Source organism: Paraburkholderia sp. OAS925 (genome assembly GCF_040543975.1).
Classification (GTDB): Bacteria; Pseudomonadota; Gammaproteobacteria; order Burkholderiales; family Burkholderiaceae; genus Paraburkholderia; species Paraburkholderia graminis.
The window spans coordinates 3,074,215-3,094,239 of record NZ_JBEUNO010000001.1 but is presented as its reverse complement, the minus strand read 5'-3'; the positions used below and the strand labels follow the sequence as shown (position 1 = coordinate 3,094,239).

At 62.8% G+C, this 20,025-nt stretch carries 17 protein-coding genes; all 17 read left to right on the top strand.

The features are described 5' to 3' along the window. Positions 1-313: 313 nt before the first annotated feature. Positions 314-739: a nucleoside-diphosphate kinase gene (ndk, locus tag ABIE53_RS13470; protein ID WP_006051306.1), complete on the top strand. Its 426-nt coding sequence runs from the start codon at positions 314-316 to the stop codon at positions 737-739. A gap of 158 nt (positions 740-897) precedes the next feature. Then, positions 898-2,049 (top strand): dual-specificity RNA methyltransferase RlmN, encoded by a 1,152-nt coding sequence (rlmN, locus tag ABIE53_RS13465; protein WP_029967454.1) that lies wholly within the window; start codon positions 898-900, stop codon positions 2,047-2,049. A gap of 215 nt (positions 2,050-2,264) precedes the next feature. Then, positions 2,265-3,341 (top strand): helix-turn-helix domain-containing protein, encoded by a 1,077-nt coding sequence (locus ABIE53_RS13460; protein WP_053858429.1) that lies wholly within the window; start codon positions 2,265-2,267, stop codon positions 3,339-3,341. Positions 3,342-3,424: 83 nt separating this feature from the next. Continuing rightward, entirely contained in the window at positions 3,425-4,741 is a 1,317-nt protein-coding gene (gene ispG, locus ABIE53_RS13455) for a flavodoxin-dependent (E)-4-hydroxy-3-methylbut-2-enyl-diphosphate synthase (protein ID WP_053858428.1), read from the top strand. Positions 4,742-4,761: 20 nt separating this feature from the next. Then, positions 4,762-6,102 (top strand): histidine--tRNA ligase, encoded by a 1,341-nt coding sequence (hisS, locus tag ABIE53_RS13450; protein ID WP_053858427.1) that lies wholly within the window; start codon positions 4,762-4,764, stop codon positions 6,100-6,102. A gap of 79 nt (positions 6,103-6,181) precedes the next feature. Next, positions 6,182-6,811 carry a YfgM family protein gene (locus tag ABIE53_RS13445; protein ID WP_053858426.1) on the top strand — a complete coding sequence of 210 codons (630 nt, stop codon included), beginning with the start codon at positions 6,182-6,184 and terminating at the stop codon, positions 6,809-6,811. Between the two features lie 74 nt (positions 6,812-6,885). Further along, complete coding sequence (gene bamB / locus ABIE53_RS13440; RefSeq protein WP_029967447.1) at positions 6,886-8,031, top strand: outer membrane protein assembly factor BamB; 1,146 nt, start codon at positions 6,886-6,888, stop codon at positions 8,029-8,031. Between the two features lie 625 nt (positions 8,032-8,656). Next, the gene (der, locus tag ABIE53_RS13435) at positions 8,657-9,994 is read left to right on the top strand and encodes a ribosome biogenesis GTPase Der (RefSeq protein ID WP_029967444.1); all 1,338 of its coding nucleotides are present in this window, start codon (positions 8,657-8,659) and stop codon (positions 9,992-9,994) included. Positions 9,995-10,136: 142 nt separating this feature from the next. Beyond that, the gene (gene hfq, locus ABIE53_RS13430; RefSeq protein ID WP_006051315.1) at positions 10,137-10,373 is read left to right on the top strand and encodes an RNA chaperone Hfq; all 237 of its coding nucleotides are present in this window, start codon (positions 10,137-10,139) and stop codon (positions 10,371-10,373) included. Between the two features lie 72 nt (positions 10,374-10,445). Continuing rightward, entirely contained in the window at positions 10,446-11,618 is a 1,173-nt protein-coding gene (hflX, locus tag ABIE53_RS13425; RefSeq protein WP_114156720.1) for a GTPase HflX, read from the top strand. Positions 11,619-11,667: 49 nt separating this feature from the next. Further along, positions 11,668-13,080 carry an FtsH protease activity modulator HflK gene (gene hflK / locus ABIE53_RS13420; RefSeq protein WP_114156231.1) on the top strand — a complete coding sequence of 471 codons (1,413 nt, stop codon included), beginning with the start codon at positions 11,668-11,670 and terminating at the stop codon, positions 13,078-13,080. A 12-nt stretch (positions 13,081-13,092) separates the two neighbouring features. Beyond that, complete coding sequence (gene hflC / locus ABIE53_RS13415) at positions 13,093-13,995, top strand: protease modulator HflC (protein WP_114156230.1); 903 nt, start codon at positions 13,093-13,095, stop codon at positions 13,993-13,995. A 45-nt stretch (positions 13,996-14,040) separates the two neighbouring features. Then, positions 14,041-14,232, top strand: coding sequence for a DUF2065 domain-containing protein (locus ABIE53_RS13410; protein ID WP_006051319.1), 192 nt, complete (start codon positions 14,041-14,043; stop codon positions 14,230-14,232). 244 nt (positions 14,233-14,476) lie between these two features. After that, positions 14,477-15,628 carry an ATP phosphoribosyltransferase regulatory subunit gene (locus ABIE53_RS13405; RefSeq protein ID WP_006051320.1) on the top strand — a complete coding sequence of 384 codons (1,152 nt, stop codon included), beginning with the start codon at positions 14,477-14,479 and terminating at the stop codon, positions 15,626-15,628. A gap of 244 nt (positions 15,629-15,872) precedes the next feature. Continuing rightward, complete coding sequence (locus ABIE53_RS13400) at positions 15,873-17,219, top strand: adenylosuccinate synthase (RefSeq protein ID WP_006051321.1); 1,347 nt, start codon at positions 15,873-15,875, stop codon at positions 17,217-17,219. Positions 17,220-17,222: 3 nt separating this feature from the next. Continuing rightward, entirely contained in the window at positions 17,223-17,813 is a 591-nt protein-coding gene (locus ABIE53_RS13395) for a phosphoribosyltransferase (RefSeq protein WP_006051322.1), read from the top strand. 254 nt (positions 17,814-18,067) lie between these two features. Beyond that, positions 18,068-19,954: a potassium transporter Kup gene (locus ABIE53_RS13390; protein ID WP_029967434.1), complete on the top strand. Its 1,887-nt coding sequence runs from the start codon at positions 18,068-18,070 to the stop codon at positions 19,952-19,954. Positions 19,955-20,025 lie beyond the last annotated feature (71 nt).

The window sequence follows — 20,025 nt, the reverse complement described above, 5'->3', positions numbered from 1 at the left end:
TGATGTTGTCAGCGGATTGTCCAGCGTTCTTGCCCGGTGGTGCCCGTTGTTGCCATATGCCGCCGCGCCGGACGCTGTTCGCCGCCCGCCGCAAACTACCCGATCATAAGATCGGTGCGATGGCCCGGAGTTTCAATGCGTTCATGCTGCGAAAAGTGCGTTGAAAGTCCCACACGGCCTACGCTACCAGCATTCACAAACTCCTGCTTGGAGTCTTTCAATGCTGTAAGGGTTCAATCGCAATCATACATGGGAACATGCTACAATAGCGGATTCATTTGAATCTGTAACCTCTTAATTTTTTGGAGTTTTTATGGCGATCGAACGCACCCTGTCCATTATCAAGCCGGACGCAGTGGCCAAGAACGTGATCGGCCAGATCTACAGCCGTTTCGAAAACGCCGGCCTGAAGATCGTGGCTTCGCGCATGGTCCATCTGTCGCGCGCCGACGCTGAGAAGTTCTACGCTGTGCACGCCGCACGCCCGTTCTTCAAGGACCTGGTTGAATTCATGATCTCCGGCCCGGTGGTCGTCCAAGTGCTGGAAGGCGAAAACGCCGTCCTGAAGCATCGCGATCTGATGGGTGCAACGGACCCGAAGAAGGCCGAAAAGGGCACGATCCGCGCCGACTTCGCCGACAGCATCGACGCGAACGCAGTGCACGGTTCGGACGCCGCTGAAACGGCTGCAGTTGAAATCGCGTTCTTCTTCCCGCAAGTGAACGTGTACTCGCGCTAATGCTGAATTGCCCCGGCGGCCGGTGCAGTCAATGCGTTTATTCACACCAATCGCCGGGCAAAGTAGTAAGGTAAAAGCAGCAGGATGGGCGCGAACGGTTTTGCGTTCATGCAGCTTGTTGCATGAACCAGTCTCGCACTGAAATGGCAGGAATCGATATGACGAGCAGTTCCACCGTCAACCTTCTCGACCTCGACGCCCAAGGGCTCGTCGCTTACTGCGACAGCCTGGGCGAGAAGCCGTTTCGCGCCAAACAATTGCAGCGCTGGATCCACCAGTACAACGCTGCGGACTTCGACGGCATGACCGATCTGGCGAAGTCCTTGCGCGAAAAGCTCAAGGGGCGCGCCACGATCTCGATGCCGGGCATCGTCAGCGACCATATTTCTACCGACGGCACACGCAAGTGGCTGATCGACGTCGGCAACAGCAACGCGGTCGAAACCGTTTTCATCCCGGAAGAAACGCGCGGCACGCTCTGCGTGTCGTCGCAGGCGGGGTGCGCGGTGAACTGCCGTTTCTGCTCGACCGGCAAGCAAGGTTTCTCGCGCAATCTGACCACCGGTGAAATCATCGGCCAGTTGCGCATGGCCGAGTTCGCGCTGCGCGCGTCGCTCGGCGCGGCCGGCGGCCGCGCCGTGGGCGGCGAAGGCAAGGGCGAGCGCGTCGTCACGAACGTCGTGATGATGGGCATGGGCGAGCCGCTTCTGAACTACGACGCAGTTGTACCCGCCATGCGCCTGATGCTCGACGACAACGCCTACGGCCTGTCGCGCCGGCGCGTCACGCTGTCGACCTCGGGCGTCGTACCCATGATGGACCGGCTGGGCGCCGATCTGCCTGTTGCGCTGGCGGTATCGCTGCATGCGCCGAGCGATCCGCTGCGCGACATGCTGGTGCCGCTCAACAAAAAATACCCGCTGCGCGAATTGATGGCGGCTTGCCAGCGCTATCTGAAAGTCGCGCCGCGCGATTTCATTACCTTCGAATATTGCATGCTGGACGGCGTGAACGACAGCGAAGCGCAAGCGCGCGAGCTGCTCGCGCTCACACGCGACGTCCCGTGCAAGTTCAATCTGATTCCGTTCAATCCGTTCCCCGAATCGGGCCTGGTGCGCTCGAAGTCGGAACAGATCAAGCGGTTTGCACAGGTGTTGATGGACGCGGGCGTCGTCACCACCGTGCGCAAAACACGCGGCGATGATATCGACGCTGCCTGCGGTCAGTTGGCGGGTGCGGTGAAAGACCGCACGCGTCTCGCTGAGCGCACCGGGAAGGCAGCGAAGATCATCGAGGTTCGCGCCGTCTAGCAGGAAGGGGCGGGGGGCTGCGAAGATTCGGCGCAAGCGCCGGAGAATGCGCAAAAACGCTTCACGCCCCGGCAATTGAAAAGAAAGTTTGCAGAATCGATCGGAAGCGGCACAAGAGGCCGCGCATTTTGTTATAAACGGTCTGCGATTCGGACATGAGGTTTGGACCGGTCCGGTCGCACAGTGAAAAAAGAATCGACGCGAAAGGATTTGGGATGAGTGAGCCGCAGCACCCGCAGCCGCAGGACACAGACACGAACGAAGGCCGCCCGGCATCTGTCGCACGGGCGGTGGTGCAGCCTGTGGGGCAGCCGGGCCTGGACTCGCTGGCGGCGGTTGGCGCGCGCTTGACGCAACTGCGCGAATCGAAGAACTGGTCGATCGAAGACGTTTCTGCCCGCCTCAAGGTGGCGCCCGCCAAATTGCGCGCGCTCGAAGCGGGCGACATCAGCCACTTGCCGGACACCACGTTTGCGCTCGGCGTCGTGCGCAGCTATGCGAAGATGCTCGGCGCCGATCCCACGCCGTTTACGCAGGCTTTGCGTCGCGAGAAGGGCGTGCCTGCGCCGGATCTGTCGATGCCGGCTTCATCGGGCAAGGATTTGCCGCGCGGCCGCGTGTCGCTGTCGCTCGGCGGGGGCGCGCAAAGAAGCCGCTCGTGGTTGTGGGGCGTCGCGGCGGTGATCGTCGCGGTTATCGCGCTCGCCATGTGGCATACCAATGGCGGCGATTCCACGGCTTGGCTCGCGCGCCTGAAAGCAAGCGCGAACGGCGGCGCGGGTGGCGCCACTGGTGCGTCCGGTGCTGTCGCGCAAGGCCCGGCGGCCGGCTCGGAGGCAGCCGCTCAGGAGGCGGCGCCCGAGACGGACGCTGCGGCGCAAGGCGCGTCGTCGGCTACACCGATGCCCGCTCCGCTCGCTGCCGGCACGGCGCCGGCTTCGGCGCCGCCCGTCACGGCTACGCCTGCTGCGCCCTCTGCTCCTGTGGCGAGCGCGCCGGCGGTGGTCGCGGGCGCATCGGCGGCAGTTGCAGCGCCGCGGGCAGGTTCGGCCATCGTTGCGCTGCGCGTCACGCAGGATAGCTGGTTCAGCGTGCGCGGCAAGGACGGCAAGGAAGTGTTCTCCGGCCTCGTGCGTGCAGGCGACACAAAAGAAGTGACGGGCGAAGCGCCCTTGAAGGTTACGGTCGGCAACAAGGCGGGTCTCGAGTCGATCACGCTCGACGGCCAGCCGGTCGATCCGTCGAAATATGCGGCGGCGAAAGGCAACGTGGCGCGCTTCGCGCTGCCTTGATACAGACGGTGTGCGCCGCGGCCAACCGGACCGCGGCGCTTTTTCAATTCAGGCGCTGCATTTTTGCGGCGACTGCGGCGTAAATGGGTTTTTCGATGCAATCCGAAGCTCAATCCCAATCCAGTAGCAAGATCGTGTCAAACGAGCCGGTGTTCGGCGGACAGGCGCCGCGGCGCAAGTCGCATGCGGTCGACGTCCGTTGGGGCGGCCAGCTCGTCACCATCGGCGGCGACGCGCCGGTGCGCGTCCAGTCGATGACAAACACGGACACCGCCGACGCCATCGGCACCGCTATCCAGATCAAGGAACTCGCGCAAGCCGGTTCGGAACTGGTGCGCATCACGGTCAACACGCCGGAGGCGGCCGCGGCCGTGCCGGCGGTGCGCGAGCAGCTCGACCGCATGGGCGTATCGGTGCCGCTCGTCGGCGATTTTCATTACAACGGCCACCTGCTGCTGCGCGACTACCCGGCGTGCGCGGAGGCGTTGTCGAAGTACCGCATCAACCCCGGCAATGTCGGCCACGGCGCGAAGCGCGACACGCAATTCGCGCAGATGATCGAAGCGGCGGTGAAGTACGACAAGCCGGTTCGTATCGGCGTGAACTGGGGCAGTCTCGACCAGGACCTGCTCGCGAAGATGATGGACGAAAACGCCGCGCGTTCCACGCCGTGGGAAGCGCAAAGCGTGATGTACGAAGCGCTGATCCAGTCGGCGATCGGCTCGGCGGAGCGGGCGGTCGAACTCGGTCTCTCGCGCAACCAGATCATTCTGTCGTGCAAGGTGAGCGGCGTGCAGGACCTGATCGCGGTGTACCGCGAGCTCGCGCGCCGTTGCGATTTCGCACTGCATCTCGGTCTGACGGAAGCGGGCATGGGCTCGAAGGGCATCGTCGCGTCGACGGCGGCGTTGTCGGTGCTGCTGCAGCAGGGCATCGGCGACACGATCCGCATTTCGCTCACGCCTGAACCGGGCGCGCCGCGTACCGGCGAAGTGATCGTCGGCCAGGAAATTTTGCAGACCATGGGTCTGCGCTCGTTCACGCCGATGGTCATTGCCTGCCCCGGCTGCGGTCGCACGACCAGCACGCTGTTCCAGGAACTGGCGTCGCAAATCCAGACCTATCTGCGTACGCAAATGCCGGTCTGGCGCGACCAGTATCCTGGCGTCGAAAAAATGCACGTCGCGGTGATGGGCTGCATCGTCAACGGTCCGGGCGAGTCGAAGCAGGCGAACATCGGCATCAGCCTGCCGGGATCGGGCGAGAATCCGGCTGCGCCCGTGTTTATCGACGGCGAGAAGGTCAAGACGCTGCGCGGCGAGAACATCGCGCAAGAATTCCAGCAAATCGTGAGTGACTACGTCGAGCGCCGCTATGGCCGCGCCGAGGCGCTCAACTAAACATCGGCTATCGCATACAGATGACTGAACAGAAGAAAAAGCTCGAGAAGCTGTCCGGCGTGAAGGGCATGAACGACATCCTTCCGCAGGAAGCCGGGCTGTGGGAATTTTTCGAAACGACCGTCAAGTCGATGCTGCGTTCGTACGGATACCAGAATATTCGTACGCCTATCGTCGAACATACGCAGCTGTTTACGCGCGGTATCGGCGAAGTGACGGACATCGTCGAGAAGGAAATGTACAGCTTCACCGACGCGTTGAACGGTGAAAATCTGACGATGCGCCCGGAAAATACGGCGGCGGTGGTGCGTGCGGCGATCGAGCACAACATGCTGTACGACGGGCCGAAGCGTCTGTGGTACATCGGCCCGATGTTCCGTCACGAGCGTCCGCAGCGCGGCCGTTATCGGCAGTTTCATCAGGTCGGCGTGGAAGCGCTCGGCTTTGCCGGCCCCGACGCCGACGCTGAAATCATCATGATGTGCCAGCGGCTGTGGGACGACCTCGGCCTCATGGGCATCAAGCTCGAGATCAATTCGCTGGGTCTCGCGGAAGAGCGCGCGGCGCATCGCGTCGAACTCATTGCGTACCTCGAAAAGCATATGGACGTGCTGGACGAAGATGCAAAGCGGCGTCTCTACACGAACCCGCTGCGCGTGCTCGATACGAAGAACCCGGCGCTCCAGGAAGTCGCTCAGAACGCGCCGAAGCTGATCGACTTTCTCGGCGAGGAATCGCGCGCGCACTTCGAAGGTTTGCAGCGCATTCTCAAAGCGAACAACATTCCGTTCACGATCAATCCGCGTCTCGTGCGCGGTCTCGATTACTACAATCTGACCGTGTTCGAATGGGTGACGGACAAGCTCGGCGCGCAAGGCACGGTCGCCGCGGGCGGCCGTTACGATCCGCTGATCGAGCAACTCGGCGGTAAGGCTACGGCTGCATGCGGCTGGGCGATGGGCATCGAGCGGATTCTCGAGCTGCTGAAAGAAGAACAGCTCGTGCCCGAAGACGAAGGTTGCGACGTGTACGTGGTCCACCAGGGCGATGCGGCGCGCGAGCAGGCCTTCATCATTGCCGAGCGGCTGCGCGACACCGGTCTCGACGTGATCCTGCATTGCAGCGCCGACGGTCAATCAGCGAGCTTCAAATCGCAGATGAAACGCGCCGACGCAAGCGGCGCCGCGTTCGCCGTGGTGCTCGGCGAAGACGAGATCGCGAACGGTACGGTCGGGGTCAAACCGCTGCGAGATACAAATGCTAACGGCGGTAAAAACGAGCAACATAACGTGCCCGCCGAAGACTTGACCGAATTTCTAATCAATGCGATGGTTGCAACCGCCGAAGACGGCGACGACTGATCGCGATGTCGTCGAGCCGGTTTTGTGACCGATCAGACTCGACACGCACACGTAGCAAGAAAGAGGAAATCGCCGGGCAATGAGTTACCACGACGAACAAGAATCGATTGAAGGTCTGAAGGCATGGTGGGCGCAGTGGGGCAATGCAACCACGTGGATCGTGCTGGTGGCGCTGGTCGCCGCAGCCGGCTGGAACGGCTGGAATTTCTGGCAGCGGCGTCAGGCCGCGGAAGCCGCCGTGCTGTACGACCAGGTGCAGCAGGCGGTGGCATCGGGCGATAAGGCGAAGATCAGCCGCGTCGCCGCCGACATGGAAGACAAGTTCAGCCGCACCGCGTACGCGCAAATGACGGCGCTTGGCGCCGCGAAGGCGCTGTACGCAGCCGGCGACGAAGCCGGCGCGAAAACGCAGTTGCAATGGACCATCGATCACGCGAAGGACGACGAGTTCAAGCAGATCGCCAGGCTGCGCCTCGCTTCGCTGCTGCTCGACGAGAAGGCTTACGACCAGGGCCTCGCACTGCTCGCCGAACCGCAATCCGACGCGTTCAAGGGCATCGTGGCCAACGGCCGCGGCGATCTGCTCGCCGCTCAGGGCAAGCGTGACGACGCGCGCGCGGCCTACAAGCTCGCGCTCGAATCGCTGCCGAAGAACGACAGTTCGGAGCGCCAATTGATCCAGTTCAAGCTGGACGCGCTGGGCGGCTAAGCAGCGCGCGCAACGTCGCCCGCCAAGATCAACCGGCCTTTCTTTAACCTATTTCCTGAATGCTTCGTCCACCGATGAATCTGCTGAAACGTTACGCTGTGCCCGTTGTCTGTGCGATGACCGTCCTCGCTCTCGCGGCATGCTCATCCACGAAAGACGAGCGCCGCGTGCCGACGCCGCTCACCGAGTTCAAACCCGTGCTCGACGTACAGCAAGCCTGGAAGACGAGCGTCGGCAAGGCAGGCCGTTATCTGTTCTCGCCGGTTGCGATCGGCGACGCGGTGTACGCGGCCGGCGCGAACGGCTCCGTTGCGAAGATCGACGCGCAAACCGGCAAGGACATCTGGCGAGTCAAGCTGCACGACGACATCTCCGCGGGTGTCGGCAGCGACGGCACGCTGACGGCCGTCGGCGGTCTGAAGGGCGACGTCTATGTGCTCGGCACAGACGGCAAGCAATTGTGGACGGCCAAGGCGCCCGGCGAAATCATCTCGCCGCCGCTCGTCGGCAATGGTCTCGTGGTCGTGCGTACAGTCGACGGCCAGATCGTCGCGTTCAATGCGCAAACCGGCGAGCAGAAGTGGAACTACCGCAATCGCGCTGTGCCGCTGAACCTGCGCGTGTCGTCGGGCATGACGTTCGCGGGCGACGCGGCCGTGCTGGCCGGTTTCCCTGGCGGATCGTTCTCGGCGATCAATCTGCAAACGGGTGAGACGTACTGGCAAACGCCGGTGTCCTATCCGAAGGGCGTGACGGAAGTGGAGCGCATCAACGACGTGACCGGCCCGCCCACGCTGGTCGGTTCGGAAACCTGCGCGGTGACGTTCCAAGGTCAGATTGGCTGTTTCGATGCGAACTCGGGCCGTGCGCTGTGGGAAAAGGCGTTCTCGAGCGCGAGCGGTCTTGCGCAGGACGATCGCGCGGTCGTCGCACCGGACGACTGGTCCGTCGTGTCCGCGTTCGACGTTACCACCGGCGCGCCGCTGTGGAAGAACGACAAGCTGAAGAACCGCGAACTCGGCGTGCCGTTTATCCTTGGCCGCGCTGCGGTGCTGGGCGACTATCAGGGCTACGTGCACTTCCTGTCGCGCGAGGACGGAACGCTCGTCGCACGCATGAAGACCGACGGTAGCGCGATTAGCGCGGCACCCGTGCTGGCCGGCGAGACGCTCGTCGTGCAAACGCGCGACGGCGACCTGTACGGTTACCGTCCGCGCTGATTGGCGGGGGCGCTGTCGAGCGCGCAGGCCGGCTTTGCCGGCCGCGCGTTTTTTGAGGCGCGTAGTAGTGGTAGCACCTTTGCGTGCGCCGACGCCGGCAGGCGGTGCAGGCAACGCACATCGCGCGTGCCACATCGCGAGGTAAGTAAGCGATTCCACCGGACTGGCTGAGCCGGTGAGAACGAAAAACGCTGCAAAAGCGAGCGGCACAATCGCTGCGAATAACAGCGATCGGCCGCGAACGGCGAACACAGCAGCGCATGAACGCGATGCAGTCGAGCGATGCACGCAAGCGATCAACAAAAGCAGCACGCGTGACGCCGCTTGTTGCTGGTGGTGCCGCAGTCAGTGCCGCAGTCAGCAGCATAGTCAGCGGCGCAGTCAGCCGCATCACAAGACACGCAGCGTAGCCGGCGAACGAACCGCCTGCAGCAGGACATGACCTCGCAGCCGATCACGCTGCGCATCAGCCAAACCCCCGTCCGCCTCGGCGCGCATCTGGACAGCGCATCCGGGGCTGGCCGAATTCGTGATAATTTTCGTCAAACGCTGCCGTGTAGCGGCGCAATGGCGTCGCTATGCGGACGGTCGATTCCGATCCGCGTTTCACCGTGAACAACATCTGATGAAACCCGTTATTGCCCTCGTCGGGCGCCCCAATGTGGGGAAATCCACGCTGTTCAACCGCCTCACGCGTTCGCGTGACGCGCTCGTCGCCGACTTGCCCGGCCTCACCCGCGATCGCCACTACGGCGAAGGGCGCACTGGTGAGCGGCCGTATCTCGTCGTCGACACGGGCGGTTTCGAGCCGGTCGCGAAAGACGGCATCCTGCACGAGATGGCGCGCCAGACGCGCCAGGCGGTGGAGGAGTCGGACATCGTCGTGTTTATCGTCGACGGACGCAATGGTCTCGCGCCGCAAGACAAGTCGATCGCCGACTATCTGCGCAAGACGGGCCGGCCGATCTTCCTCGTCGTCAACAAGGCCGAGGGGATGAAGTACAGCACCGTTGCCGCCGACTTCTACGAACTCGGTCTCGGCGATCCGCGCGCGATTTCGGCCGCGCACGGCGACGGCGTGACGGAAATGATCAACGAGGCGCTCGGCGTCGCGTACGCGGGCCAGCCCGAAGAGACCGACGAGGACAAGGAAGCGCGCGGCGTGAAGATCGCGATCGTCGGCCGTCCGAACGTGGGCAAGTCGACGCTGATCAATGCGCTGGTGGGCGAAGAGCGCGTGATCGCATTCGACATGCCCGGCACCACGCGCGATTCGATCTACGTCGACTTCGAGCGTCAGGGCAAGCCGTACACGCTGATCGACACGGCAGGTTTGCGCCGCCGCGGCAAGGTGTTCGAAGCGATCGAAAAGTTTTCGGTGGTCAAAACGCTGCAGTCGATTTCGGACGCCAACGTCGTCATTCTGCTGCTCGACGCGCGCCAGGATATTTCGGAACAGGACGCGCACATTGCCGGCTTCGTGGTCGAGCAGGGCCGCGCGCTGGTGGTCGGCGTGAACAAATGGGACGGGCTCGATTCGCATGTGCGCGAACGCACGAAAGCCGATCTGGAACGCAAACTAAAATTCCTCGACTTCGCCAAATTCCATTTCATTTCGGCTGCGGAAAAAACGGGAATCGGTCCGCTCATGCGCTCGGTTGACGACGCCTACGCCGCGGCAATGTCGAAGCTGCCCACACCGAAGCTGACGCGCGCGCTGATCGAGGCGGTCGAGTTCCAGCAGCCGCGCCGACGCGGTCCGGTGCGGCCGAAATTGCGTTACGCGCACCAGGGTGGACAGAATCCGCCGATCATCGTGATTCACGGCAACGCGCTCGACGCGATCACCGAAACGTACAAACGCTACCTTGAAAACCGCTTCCGGGAAACTTTCAAGCTGACCGGGACTCCATTGCGAATAGAGTTCAGATCGTCGACGAACCCTTACGCGGACAAAGGCTGAAACCCGCGTGTGCGTTGGGTTTGGCCGCTTCGGCAGGGGCCCCGCGCGAAAACGAAAATCGGCTATAGTGTAGCGGTTGACGGCAGATACCTTTTCTTCTGTCGTCAATTCAGTCAACCTGCAAAAAAATACGGAGTTTGCTATGAGCAACAAAGGGCAATTGTTACAAGACCCGTTTTTGAACGCACTGCGTAAAGAGCATGTGCCGGTGTCGATCTACCTGGTCAACGGCATCAAGCTTCAAGGGAACATCGAATCGTTCGACCAGTACGTCGTGTTGCTCAGGAATACGGTCACCCAGATGGTCTACAAGCACGCAATCTCGACTGTCGTGCCAGCCCGTCCGGTGAATTTCCACCCGGATTCCGAACAGTCCTAACCCCCGTCGCGGCCGGCATAGCGTCGCCCGTTGGCGATTACTTCCGGCCGCCTCATTTTGATACCGTCCAATTTGATCAATGCAGCGCTTGTCGGCATCGACTTCGGTAAGATCGATTTCGAAGCCAGTCTCGAAGAACTCAGCCTGCTCGCGCAAAGCGCGGGCGCGAATCCTCTAGTCACCCTCACCGGGCGCCGGGCGAGTCCCGACGCGAAGATGTTCGTCGGCAGCGGCAAGGCCGAAGAACTGCGCCTTGCGTGTGAGGCCAACGACATCGAACTCGTCATCTTCAATCACGCTCTTGCGCCTGCCCAGCAGCGCAATCTGGAGCAAGCGCTTAATCGGCGCGTGATCGACCGCACGAGTCTCATCCTCGATATTTTTGCGCAGCGCGCCCGCAGCCACGAAGGCAAGCTGCAGGTGGAGCTCGCGCAATTGCAGTATCTGTCCACGCGGCTGATCCGTGCATGGACTCACCTCGAGCGGCAAAAAGGCGGTATCGGCTTGCGCGGGCCTGGTGAGACGCAGCTCGAAACCGACCGCCGGCTGATCGGCGAGCGCATCAAGGCGCTCAAGTCGCGGCTCGAAAAATTGCGCCGCCAGCATGGCACGCAGCGCCGCCAGCGCTCGCGCAATCAGACCATGTCGGTGTCGCTCGTCGGCTATACGAACGCGGGCAAGTCCACGCTCTTCAATGCGCTGACGAAGGCGCAGGCGTACGCGGCCGATCAGCTTTTCGCCACGCTCGACACGACTTCGCGCCGTGTTTATCTCGGCGACGAAGCGGGGCAGGTGGTGGTGTCCGACACGGTCGGCTTCATCCGCGAACTGCCTCACCAACTCGTCGCGGCGTTTCGCGCCACGCTCGAAGAAACGATCCACGCGGATCTGCTGCTGCATGTCGTGGATGCTTCCAGCGCCGTGCGTCTCGATCAGATCGATCAGGTGAACGAGGTGTTGCACGCAATCGGTGCGGACACCGTCCGGCAGGTGCTCGTGTTCAACAAGATCGACGCGGTGCCCGAATTGGCGGCCCGCGGCGAGGCGGTCGAGCGAGACGAGTATGGTAATATTTCGCGCGTCTTTTTGAGCGCGCGCACGGGGCAAGGGCTGGACACATTGCGCGCTGCCATCGCTGAGATCGCTACTGCCGAACCTCTTCCCGACACGCTGCTGGACTCGTCGGAAGAAGACCGGTCGGCAGCACCACGCGAGCACCGCAAGGTTCCAGAACTCGGGCACTGACCCGTTCCAATTGCACTGACCCGCTGTCTACTCTGGTGAACGAACACAGGTGAACGATTACAACGAGCGGAGTATCTGGCTGCGCATGCGCGCCATGCTTTCACTGAACGATCCGCGCTGGGGCCGTGGCGATGGCAATGGCGAGCGCCAGCGGCCCGTCGAGCCCAAGCGGCCGCAGGCCAAGGAAGGTGAAGGCCCGCCCGATCTCGACGAGATGTGGCGGGATTTCAACCGTCGTTTGAGCCGGATGTTCGGCCGCAAGGGCGGCGGTGCCGGCGGCGGCCGTCCGGACAACGGACGTGGCGCGCGCATTGGCGTCGGCATCGTGATCGGCGTACTGATCGCCATTTATCTCGGCAGCGGCGTGTTCGTGGTGCAGGACGGCCAGGCCGGCGTCGTGATGCAGTTCGGCAAATATCGCTACACGGCCGCGCACGGTGTGCACTGGCGTTTGCCGTATCCGTTCGAAACGCACGAGCTCGTCAATATCGGCCAGGTTCGCCAGGTGGAGATCGGCCGCAACAACGTCGTGCGTCTTGCGAACGTGAAAGACGCGTCCATGCTGACGCACGACGCGGACATCGTCGACATTCGCTTCGCCGTGCAGTACCAGATCCGCAAGCCGACCGATTACCTTTTCCGCAGCGTCGATCCCGACCAGAGCGTGATGCAGGCCGCGCAGGCCGCGGTGCGCGGCATCGTCGGCGCGCGCAGCACACAAGACATTCTTGGTCAGGATCGCGAAGCAATTCGCCAGCAATTGATCGCGGCAATCCAGAAATCGCTCGATCAATACCAATCCGGTCTCGCTGTTACCGGCGTGACAATCCAGGCGGTGCAGGCGCCTGACCAGGTACAGGCCGCGTTCGACGACGCTGCGCGCGTGCGTCAGGAAAACGAGCGTGCGAAGCGCGACGCGCAAGCCTATGCAGCCGAGCTTCTTCCGCGTGCACAAGCGGACGTGGCGCGCCAGATCGACGACGCGAAGAAGTACAGCGACAAGACGGTGGCGCAAGCGCAAGGCGACGCGGACCGCTTCAAGGAAGTCTATGCGCAGTACTCGAAGGCGCCCGCTGTGATTCGTCAGCGCATGTATCTGGAAACCATGCAGCAGATCTATTCGAATACGACCAAGGTCTTTGTGGACAACAAGAGCGGCAACAACGTGCTGTATCTGCCGCTCGACAAGCTCGTCGAGCAGAACCGTCAGCGTGTGGCAGATGCCGCGGCAGCCGCGGCTGCATCGGGCGCCGCAGCGGCGGGTGCGTCGCAGCCGGCGAATTCGCCGGGTGCTGTGGCGGCGCAGGCGAATGCCGCATCGGCTGCCGCCGCATCGACGGCTGCTTCCGGGTCCGCATCCGCAGCAGCCGCCACGCCTGCAAGCCGCGCGGCGGCGAGCAGCGACGCGCTACGTTCGCGCGAGTCCTTCCGCAGCCGTATGCGCGAAGACGACGTTCAATAAGGAGCGCAGAACATGAACAAGATCATTGCGCTCGTCATCGCGGTTGTCATCGTGCTGTTCGCCGCTTCGTCGATGGTGGTCGTCGTCGACCAGCGTCATATGGCGGTGTTGTCGTCGCGCGGCGACGCGGCGCCGGCGTTGCTCGGGCCCGGACTGCACGTGAAGCTGCCGCCGCCGTTGCAAACGGTGACGCTCGTCGATAGCCGCATCCAGTCGCTCGACGCGCCGGACGAAGACCGCTACGTAACCGCCGACAAGAACGATTTGCTCGCGAACCCGGTCGTCAAATATCGCGTGACCGATCCGCTGAAGCTGCTCGCCGAAACGAAGGGCGACGTGCAAAGCCTGCCGGAGCGCCTCGCGCTCGTCGCGCGCGGCGCACTCGGCGACGCATTCGGCAAGTACACACTGGCCGATGCGCTCGCCAAACAGCAGACACTCGCCGACGAAGCGCGCGGCGCGATGGACAAGACGGCGGCGTCGCTCGGTGTGTCGGTGGTGGACGTGCAGTTGACGCGGGTCGATTTTCCGGCCGCCATGGCCGACTCGGTCTACAAGCGGATGATCGCCGAGCGCCAGCAGATCGCGGCCGACGAACGCGCGAAAGGCGCCGCCGAAGCCGACAAGATCAAGGCCGACGCCGTCGCGCAGCAGCAGGCCATTCTGGCTAACGGCTATGGCCAGGCGCAGACCATCAAGGGCGAGGGCGATGCGAAAACCGCCGAGATCGCCGCGCAGGCGTACGGCAGCGACCCGGAGTTCTATCAGTTCTATCAAAGCATGCAGGCGTACCGGAACACCTTCAAGCCTGGCGACGTGATCGTGGTCGACCCGAGCAGCGAGTTTTTCCGCTTCATGCGTAGTCCGACCGGCGGCGCAGCCCCGGACGCTTCCGCGGCCTCGCGCAAACACTAATAACCCGGAACGCCGCGGCATTCGCATCGCGGCCCCTTCTTTCGCATGGATATAGTCGGCTCGTTACTGCTCGCGATCGCGTTGATGCTGGTTATCGAGGGGATGTTCCCATTCGTTTTTCCGAGCGCGTGGCGCGACACGTTCCGTAGAATAGCGGAACGGCCCACGCATCAGATTCGTATCGGCGGCCTGATCGTCATGCTGCTGGGGCTGATTCTGCTGTTTTTCGTGACTTGACGCGGAGCGTGGGGCGACGCGCGATGCGCGACACGCGACGCCTCAGCGTGAACAAGCCCGCGATGTTTCCGCATCGACCGCCGCGTGTTTCGACAGGCGCTCTTCCTGCGTAGCGACTGCATGAGCCGTACGCTTCCGCCGCCGTCTGCCGAAGCCGCCGCAATCGAGCCCGAGTCCGAGCCCGCCATTCACACTTACTACCGGCGCACTGTGCCGCCGTGTTCAACGTCGTAGGACTGTATCGATGTCGACCTGGTTACTTCCCGAGAACATTGCCGACGTGCTGCCGTCGGAGGCCCGCAAGATCGAAGAATTGCGGCGTCGTCTGCTGGACCGTTTTCGCTCGTACGGCTACGAGATGGTCATGCCGCCGCTGCTCGAATACATCGAGTCGCTATTGACGGGCGGCGGGCACGATCTGAACCTGCGCACATTCAAGCTGGTCGATCAGTTGTCCGGACGCACGCTCGGCCTGCGCGCCGACATCACGCCGCAGGTCGCGCGTATCGACGCGCATCTGCTGAACCGTCAGGGCGTCACGCGTCTTTGCTACGCCGGGAATGTCGCGCATACGCGGCCGCGCGGTCTGCACGCGACGCGCGAGCAGATTCAGATCGGCGCTGAAATTTACGGTCATGCGGGCCTCGAGGCCGACCTTGAAATCCAGCAACTGATGCTCGATGCGCTGCATCTCGCGGGCCTGGGCAAAGTGCGCCTCGACCTGTGTCACGCGGGCGTGCTCGCGGCGTTGATCGAAGCGGAGCCGGCCGCCGCCGAACTCGGCCAATCGCTTTACGACGCGCTGGCGGGCAAGGACGTGCCCAGGCTCGTCGAATTGACCGCGAATCTTTCGGCCGTCACGCGCGATGCATTGCGCGCGCTGCCTGCGCTTTACGGCGACGCGTCGGTGCTCGAAGAAGCGCGCGCGCGTTTGCCGAATGCGCCGGCCATCGCACGCGCGCTCGACGACCTCGCATTCCTCGCAAGCCAGGTCGAAGGCGCCGAAGTGATGATCGACCTCGCGGATTTGCGCGGCTACGCGTATCACAGCGGCGTGATGTTCTCGGCGTATGTCGACGGCGTGCCGAATGCGGTTGCGCGCGGCGGCCGTTACGACCACGTCGGCCAGGCGTATGGCCGGGCGCGCGCGGCGACAGGCTTCTCGCTCGATCTTCGCGAAGTCGCGCGCATTTCGCCCGTCGAAGCGCGCAGCAGCGCGATTCTCGCGCCCTGGCAACACGACGACGCGCTGCGCGTGAGCGTGGCCGCGTTGCGCGACGCCGGTGAAGTCGTGATCCAGGCGCTGCCCGGTCACGAACACGATCTCGACGAATTCGCGTTCGACCGCGTGTTGGTCGAGCGCAACGGCGCATGGACCGTCGAACCGCGCTCGTGAGCGCGTTTTAATAGCGTCGCTCACGGTTTTTTCGCGGACACATCGAGGCGCGCAGCAGTTGTTCCGCATGCGTCGCCGGACATCGCGCGGCTATTGGCTACCCTTGGCCAACGTCGGCCACCACCGGCCGCGCTCCTTTCACGATACCCACCATAACGTGCATGCCGTTGAGCGGAAACGGAAAAATTCCGGAAGCGTCCGCGAACATAGGTAAAATACGTTTTTAACCAGCTTACGAAACAACATGTCTGCCAGCGCAGTGAATGTGAACCCCGGGCGTAACGTCGTCGTCGTGGGAACCCAGTGGGGTGATGAAGGCAAGGGCAAAATCGTCGACTGGCTGACGGACCACGCTCAAGGCGTCGTTCGCTTCCAGGGCGGTCACAATGCCGGCCACACGCTTATCATCGGCGGCAAGAAAACCATCTTGCGCCTGATCCCGTCGGGCATCATGCATGCCGGCGTCGCGTGCTACATCGGCAATGGCGTCGTGTTGTCGCCGGAAGCGCTGTTCAAGGAAATCGGCGAACTCGAGGCCGCAGGCGTCGACGTGCAGAACCGCCTGTTCATTTCCGAAGCCACCACGCTCATCCTGCCGTATCACATTGCCATCGACCAGGGCCGCGAAGCGCGCCGTGGCGCGAGCAAGATCGGCACCACCGGCCGCGGCATCGGCCCGGCTTACGAAGACAAGGTGGCGCGCCGCGGCTTGCGCGTGCAGGACCTGTTCGAGCCGGAGACTTTCGCCGAACGTCTGCGTGAAAACCTCGACTATCACAACTTCGTGCTGACGCAGTACCTGGGCGTCGCCGCTGTCGACTTCCAGCAAACGCTCGACACGATGCTGAGCTACGCCGACCGTCTGAAGCCGATGGTGACGGACGTGTCGCGCCGTCTGTACGACGCGAACGCCGCCGGCAGCAATCTGCTGTTCGAAGGCGCGCAAGGCACGCTGCTCGACATCGACCACGGCACCTATCCGTTCGTCACGTCGAGCAACTGCGTCGCGGGCGCGGCAACGGCGGGCGCGGGCGTCGGTCCGCAAAAGCTGAACTACATTCTCGGCATCACCAAGGCGTACTGCACGCGCGTCGGCTCGGGCCCGTTCCCGAGCGAACTGTACGACGCGGACAACGCCGCGCGCCAGGAAGCGATCGGCCTGGAACTCGCCACCGTCGGCAAGGAATTCGGCTCGGTCACCGGCCGTCCGCGCCGCACCGGCTGGCTCGACGTCGCCGCGCTGCGCCGCTCGATCCAGATCAACGGCGTGTCGGGCTTGTGCATGACGAAGCTCGACGTGCTCGACGGCCTCGACGAAGTGAAGCTGTGCGTCGGCTATACGGTCGACGGCAAGAACGTCGATCTGCTGCCGCGTGGCTCGTCGGAAGTCGCGCGTTGCGTGCCGGTGTACGAAACCTTCGCGGGCTGGAAGGAAAGCACCGTCGGCATCAAGGAATGGGACAAGCTGCCGGCGAACGCGCGTGCGTATCTGTCGCGCGTGCAGGAAGTGGCGGGCATTCCGATCGACATGGTGTCGACCGGTCCGGATCGCGACGAGACCATTCTGCTTCGTCATCCGTTCAAGGCTTAAGCGATGGTGCAAGGTGTCCCCATGATTGCGATGAAAGATCCGCGCAACGACGATAAAAACCTGTGGGTCGGCTGGGACGAGTATCACCGGCTGATCGAATTGCTGGCGCTCGCCGTGCATGAATCGGGCTGGAAGTTCGACAAGATTCTGTGCCTCGCGCGCGGCGGTTTGCGCGTGGGCGACCAGCTTTCGCGCATCTACGATTTGCCGCTGGCTATTCTCGCAACCAGTTCATATCGCGAAGCGGCCGGCACGGAGCAGGGCGAACTCGACATCGCGCAATACATCACGATGACGCGCGGTGAACTGCACGGCAACGTGCTGCTCGTCGACGACCTCGTCGATTCCGGCGTGACGCTCGCACGCGTTCAGCAGCATCTGAAGGAACGCTATCCGGCCATCACGGCGGTGCGTTCGGCGGTGCTCTGGTACAAGGGCTGCTCGAAAGTGAAGCCCGACTATCATGTGCAGTACTTGCCGACCAATCCGTGGATTCATCAACCGTTCGAGGAGTGGGATACGGTTCGCCCGCACAACCTCGGCGCGTGGATCAAGCGCGGCATGGCGCAAGCGCAGGAGTCCTCGGAAAATTGATGCCTCAAAAGCGCATCGTAGCGGAGCCCCATAGGGCTCCGTTTTTTTATGCGCTGGCAACAACGCGCGGCGCTTCGCCCGCGCGCAGTGACATTCGCCGCACGAGACGTTACGCAGCAGACGCGCACATATCGCAGTGCTACACTGCGCGGACCATCCACGTGGTGTGTCCACAATAAGCTGGGCGGTCTCAGGCAGGCGGTTTAGAATAGCGGTCGCTTTTTTCCGCCCAGGAAACGGATTTCCTCGCGTTTATGACAGATAACAATCACGTGCACAAACAGCCACTACCTTCGCTCGCGCTCGCCGCGATCGGCGTGGTGTTCGGCGATATCGGCACGAGCCCGCTGTACGCGCTCAAAGAGGCGTTCAGCCCGTCGCATGGCATTCCGCTGACCGATCAATCCATCCTGGGCGTGATCTCGCTGCTGTTCTGGGCCATCGTGATCGTCGTCGGCATCAAGTACGTGCTGTTCGTGATGCGCGCGGACAACAACGGCGAGGGCGGCGTGCTCGCGCTCATGGCGCTGGCGCTGCGTTCGCTGGATGAGAAATCGAAAATGGCCGGCCTGCTGATGATGCTCGGCATTTTCGGCGCCTGCATGTTTTACGGCGACGCGGTGATTACGCCCGCCATTTCGGTGATTTCCGCCGTCGAAGGTCTCGAGATCGCGGCGCCTCATCTGTCTCATCTGGTGTTGCCGCTCACCATCGTGATTCTGATCCTGCTGTTCTGGATTCAGCGGCACGGCACCGCCACCGTCGGCCGTCTGTTCGGTCCGATCATGGTCGTGTGGTTCGTCGTGCTCGCCGTGCTCGGGCTCTGGCATATCGTGCAATCGCCGACTGTGATCCGCGCGCTGAACCCGTATTACGCGTACTCCTTCATGGCCGCGCACGTGTTGCAAGCGTATGTCGTGCTCGGTTCGGTCGTGCTCGTGCTGACGGGCGCCGAGGCGCTCTACGCGGATATGGGCCACTTCGGCGCGAAGCCGATCCGCATGGGCTGGTACGTGCTGGTGATGCCTTCGCTGGTGCTGAACTATTTCGGCCAGGGCGCGCTGCTGATGCACGACGCGAAGGCGATCGAGAATCCGTTCTTCCTGCTCGCGCCGCAGTGGGCGTTGCTGCCGCTCGTCGTGCTGTCGACGGTGGCGACGGTGATCGCGTCGCAGGCGGTGATCTCGGGCGCGTATTCGTTGACGAGCCAGGCGATTCAGCTCGGCTACGTGCCGCGCATGAAGATCCTGCATACGTCCGAGCTTGCTATCGGCCAGATTTATGTGCCGGTCGTGAACTGGATGCTGCTCTTCATCATTCTGTGCATCGTGATCGCGTTCAAGAGTTCCGATAACCTCGCGGCCGCGTACGGCATCGCGGTGACGGCGACAATGGTCATCACCACGATCCTCGCATGCGTCGTGATGGTGAAGGTGTGGAACTGGAACAAGTTCCTGGTTGGACTGATCATCGCCGTCTTCATCACGATCGACCTAGGATTTTTCGGCGCGAATCTGCTGAAGGTGGAAGAGGGCGGCTGGCTGCCGCTCGGCATTGGCGCCTTGCTGTTCTTCCTGCTGATGACGTGGTTCAAGGGCCGAATGATCGTCAAGGAACGCACGGCCGCCGACGGTATTCCGCTGATGCCGTTCCTGCAAGGGCTGCTCGCGCATCCGCCGCACCGCGTGTCGGGTACGGCGATCTACCTGACCGGCAGCGATACGCTCGTGCCCGTCAGCCTGCTGCACAATCTGAAGCACAACAAGGTGCTGCATGAGCGCACCATCTTCCTGACCTTCATCACGCGCGACATTCCGTATGTGAACGACGCGGAGCGTGTGACGGTGAGGAACATCGACGGCGGTTTGTATCTCGTCAAGGCCGCGTACGGCTTTAATGAAACGCCGGACGTGAAGGCCGTGCTCATGGAAATCGGCCGCACGCACGACATGACGTTCGAGTTGATGGACACGTCGTTCTTCCTCGCTCGCGAAACGGTCGTGCCCACGCAATTGCCCGGCATGTCGGTGTGGCGCGAACGTGTGTTCGCGTGGATGCATCAGAACGCCGCGAAGCCGACGGACTTCTTTAGTATTCCCGCGAATCGCGTGGTGGAGCTGGGAACGAAGATCGAGATTTGACGGACGGCGCAGTAGCCCGCAGTAGCCGGCATTAGCTCTAACGAAAAAAACCCACGCAATGCGTGGGTTTT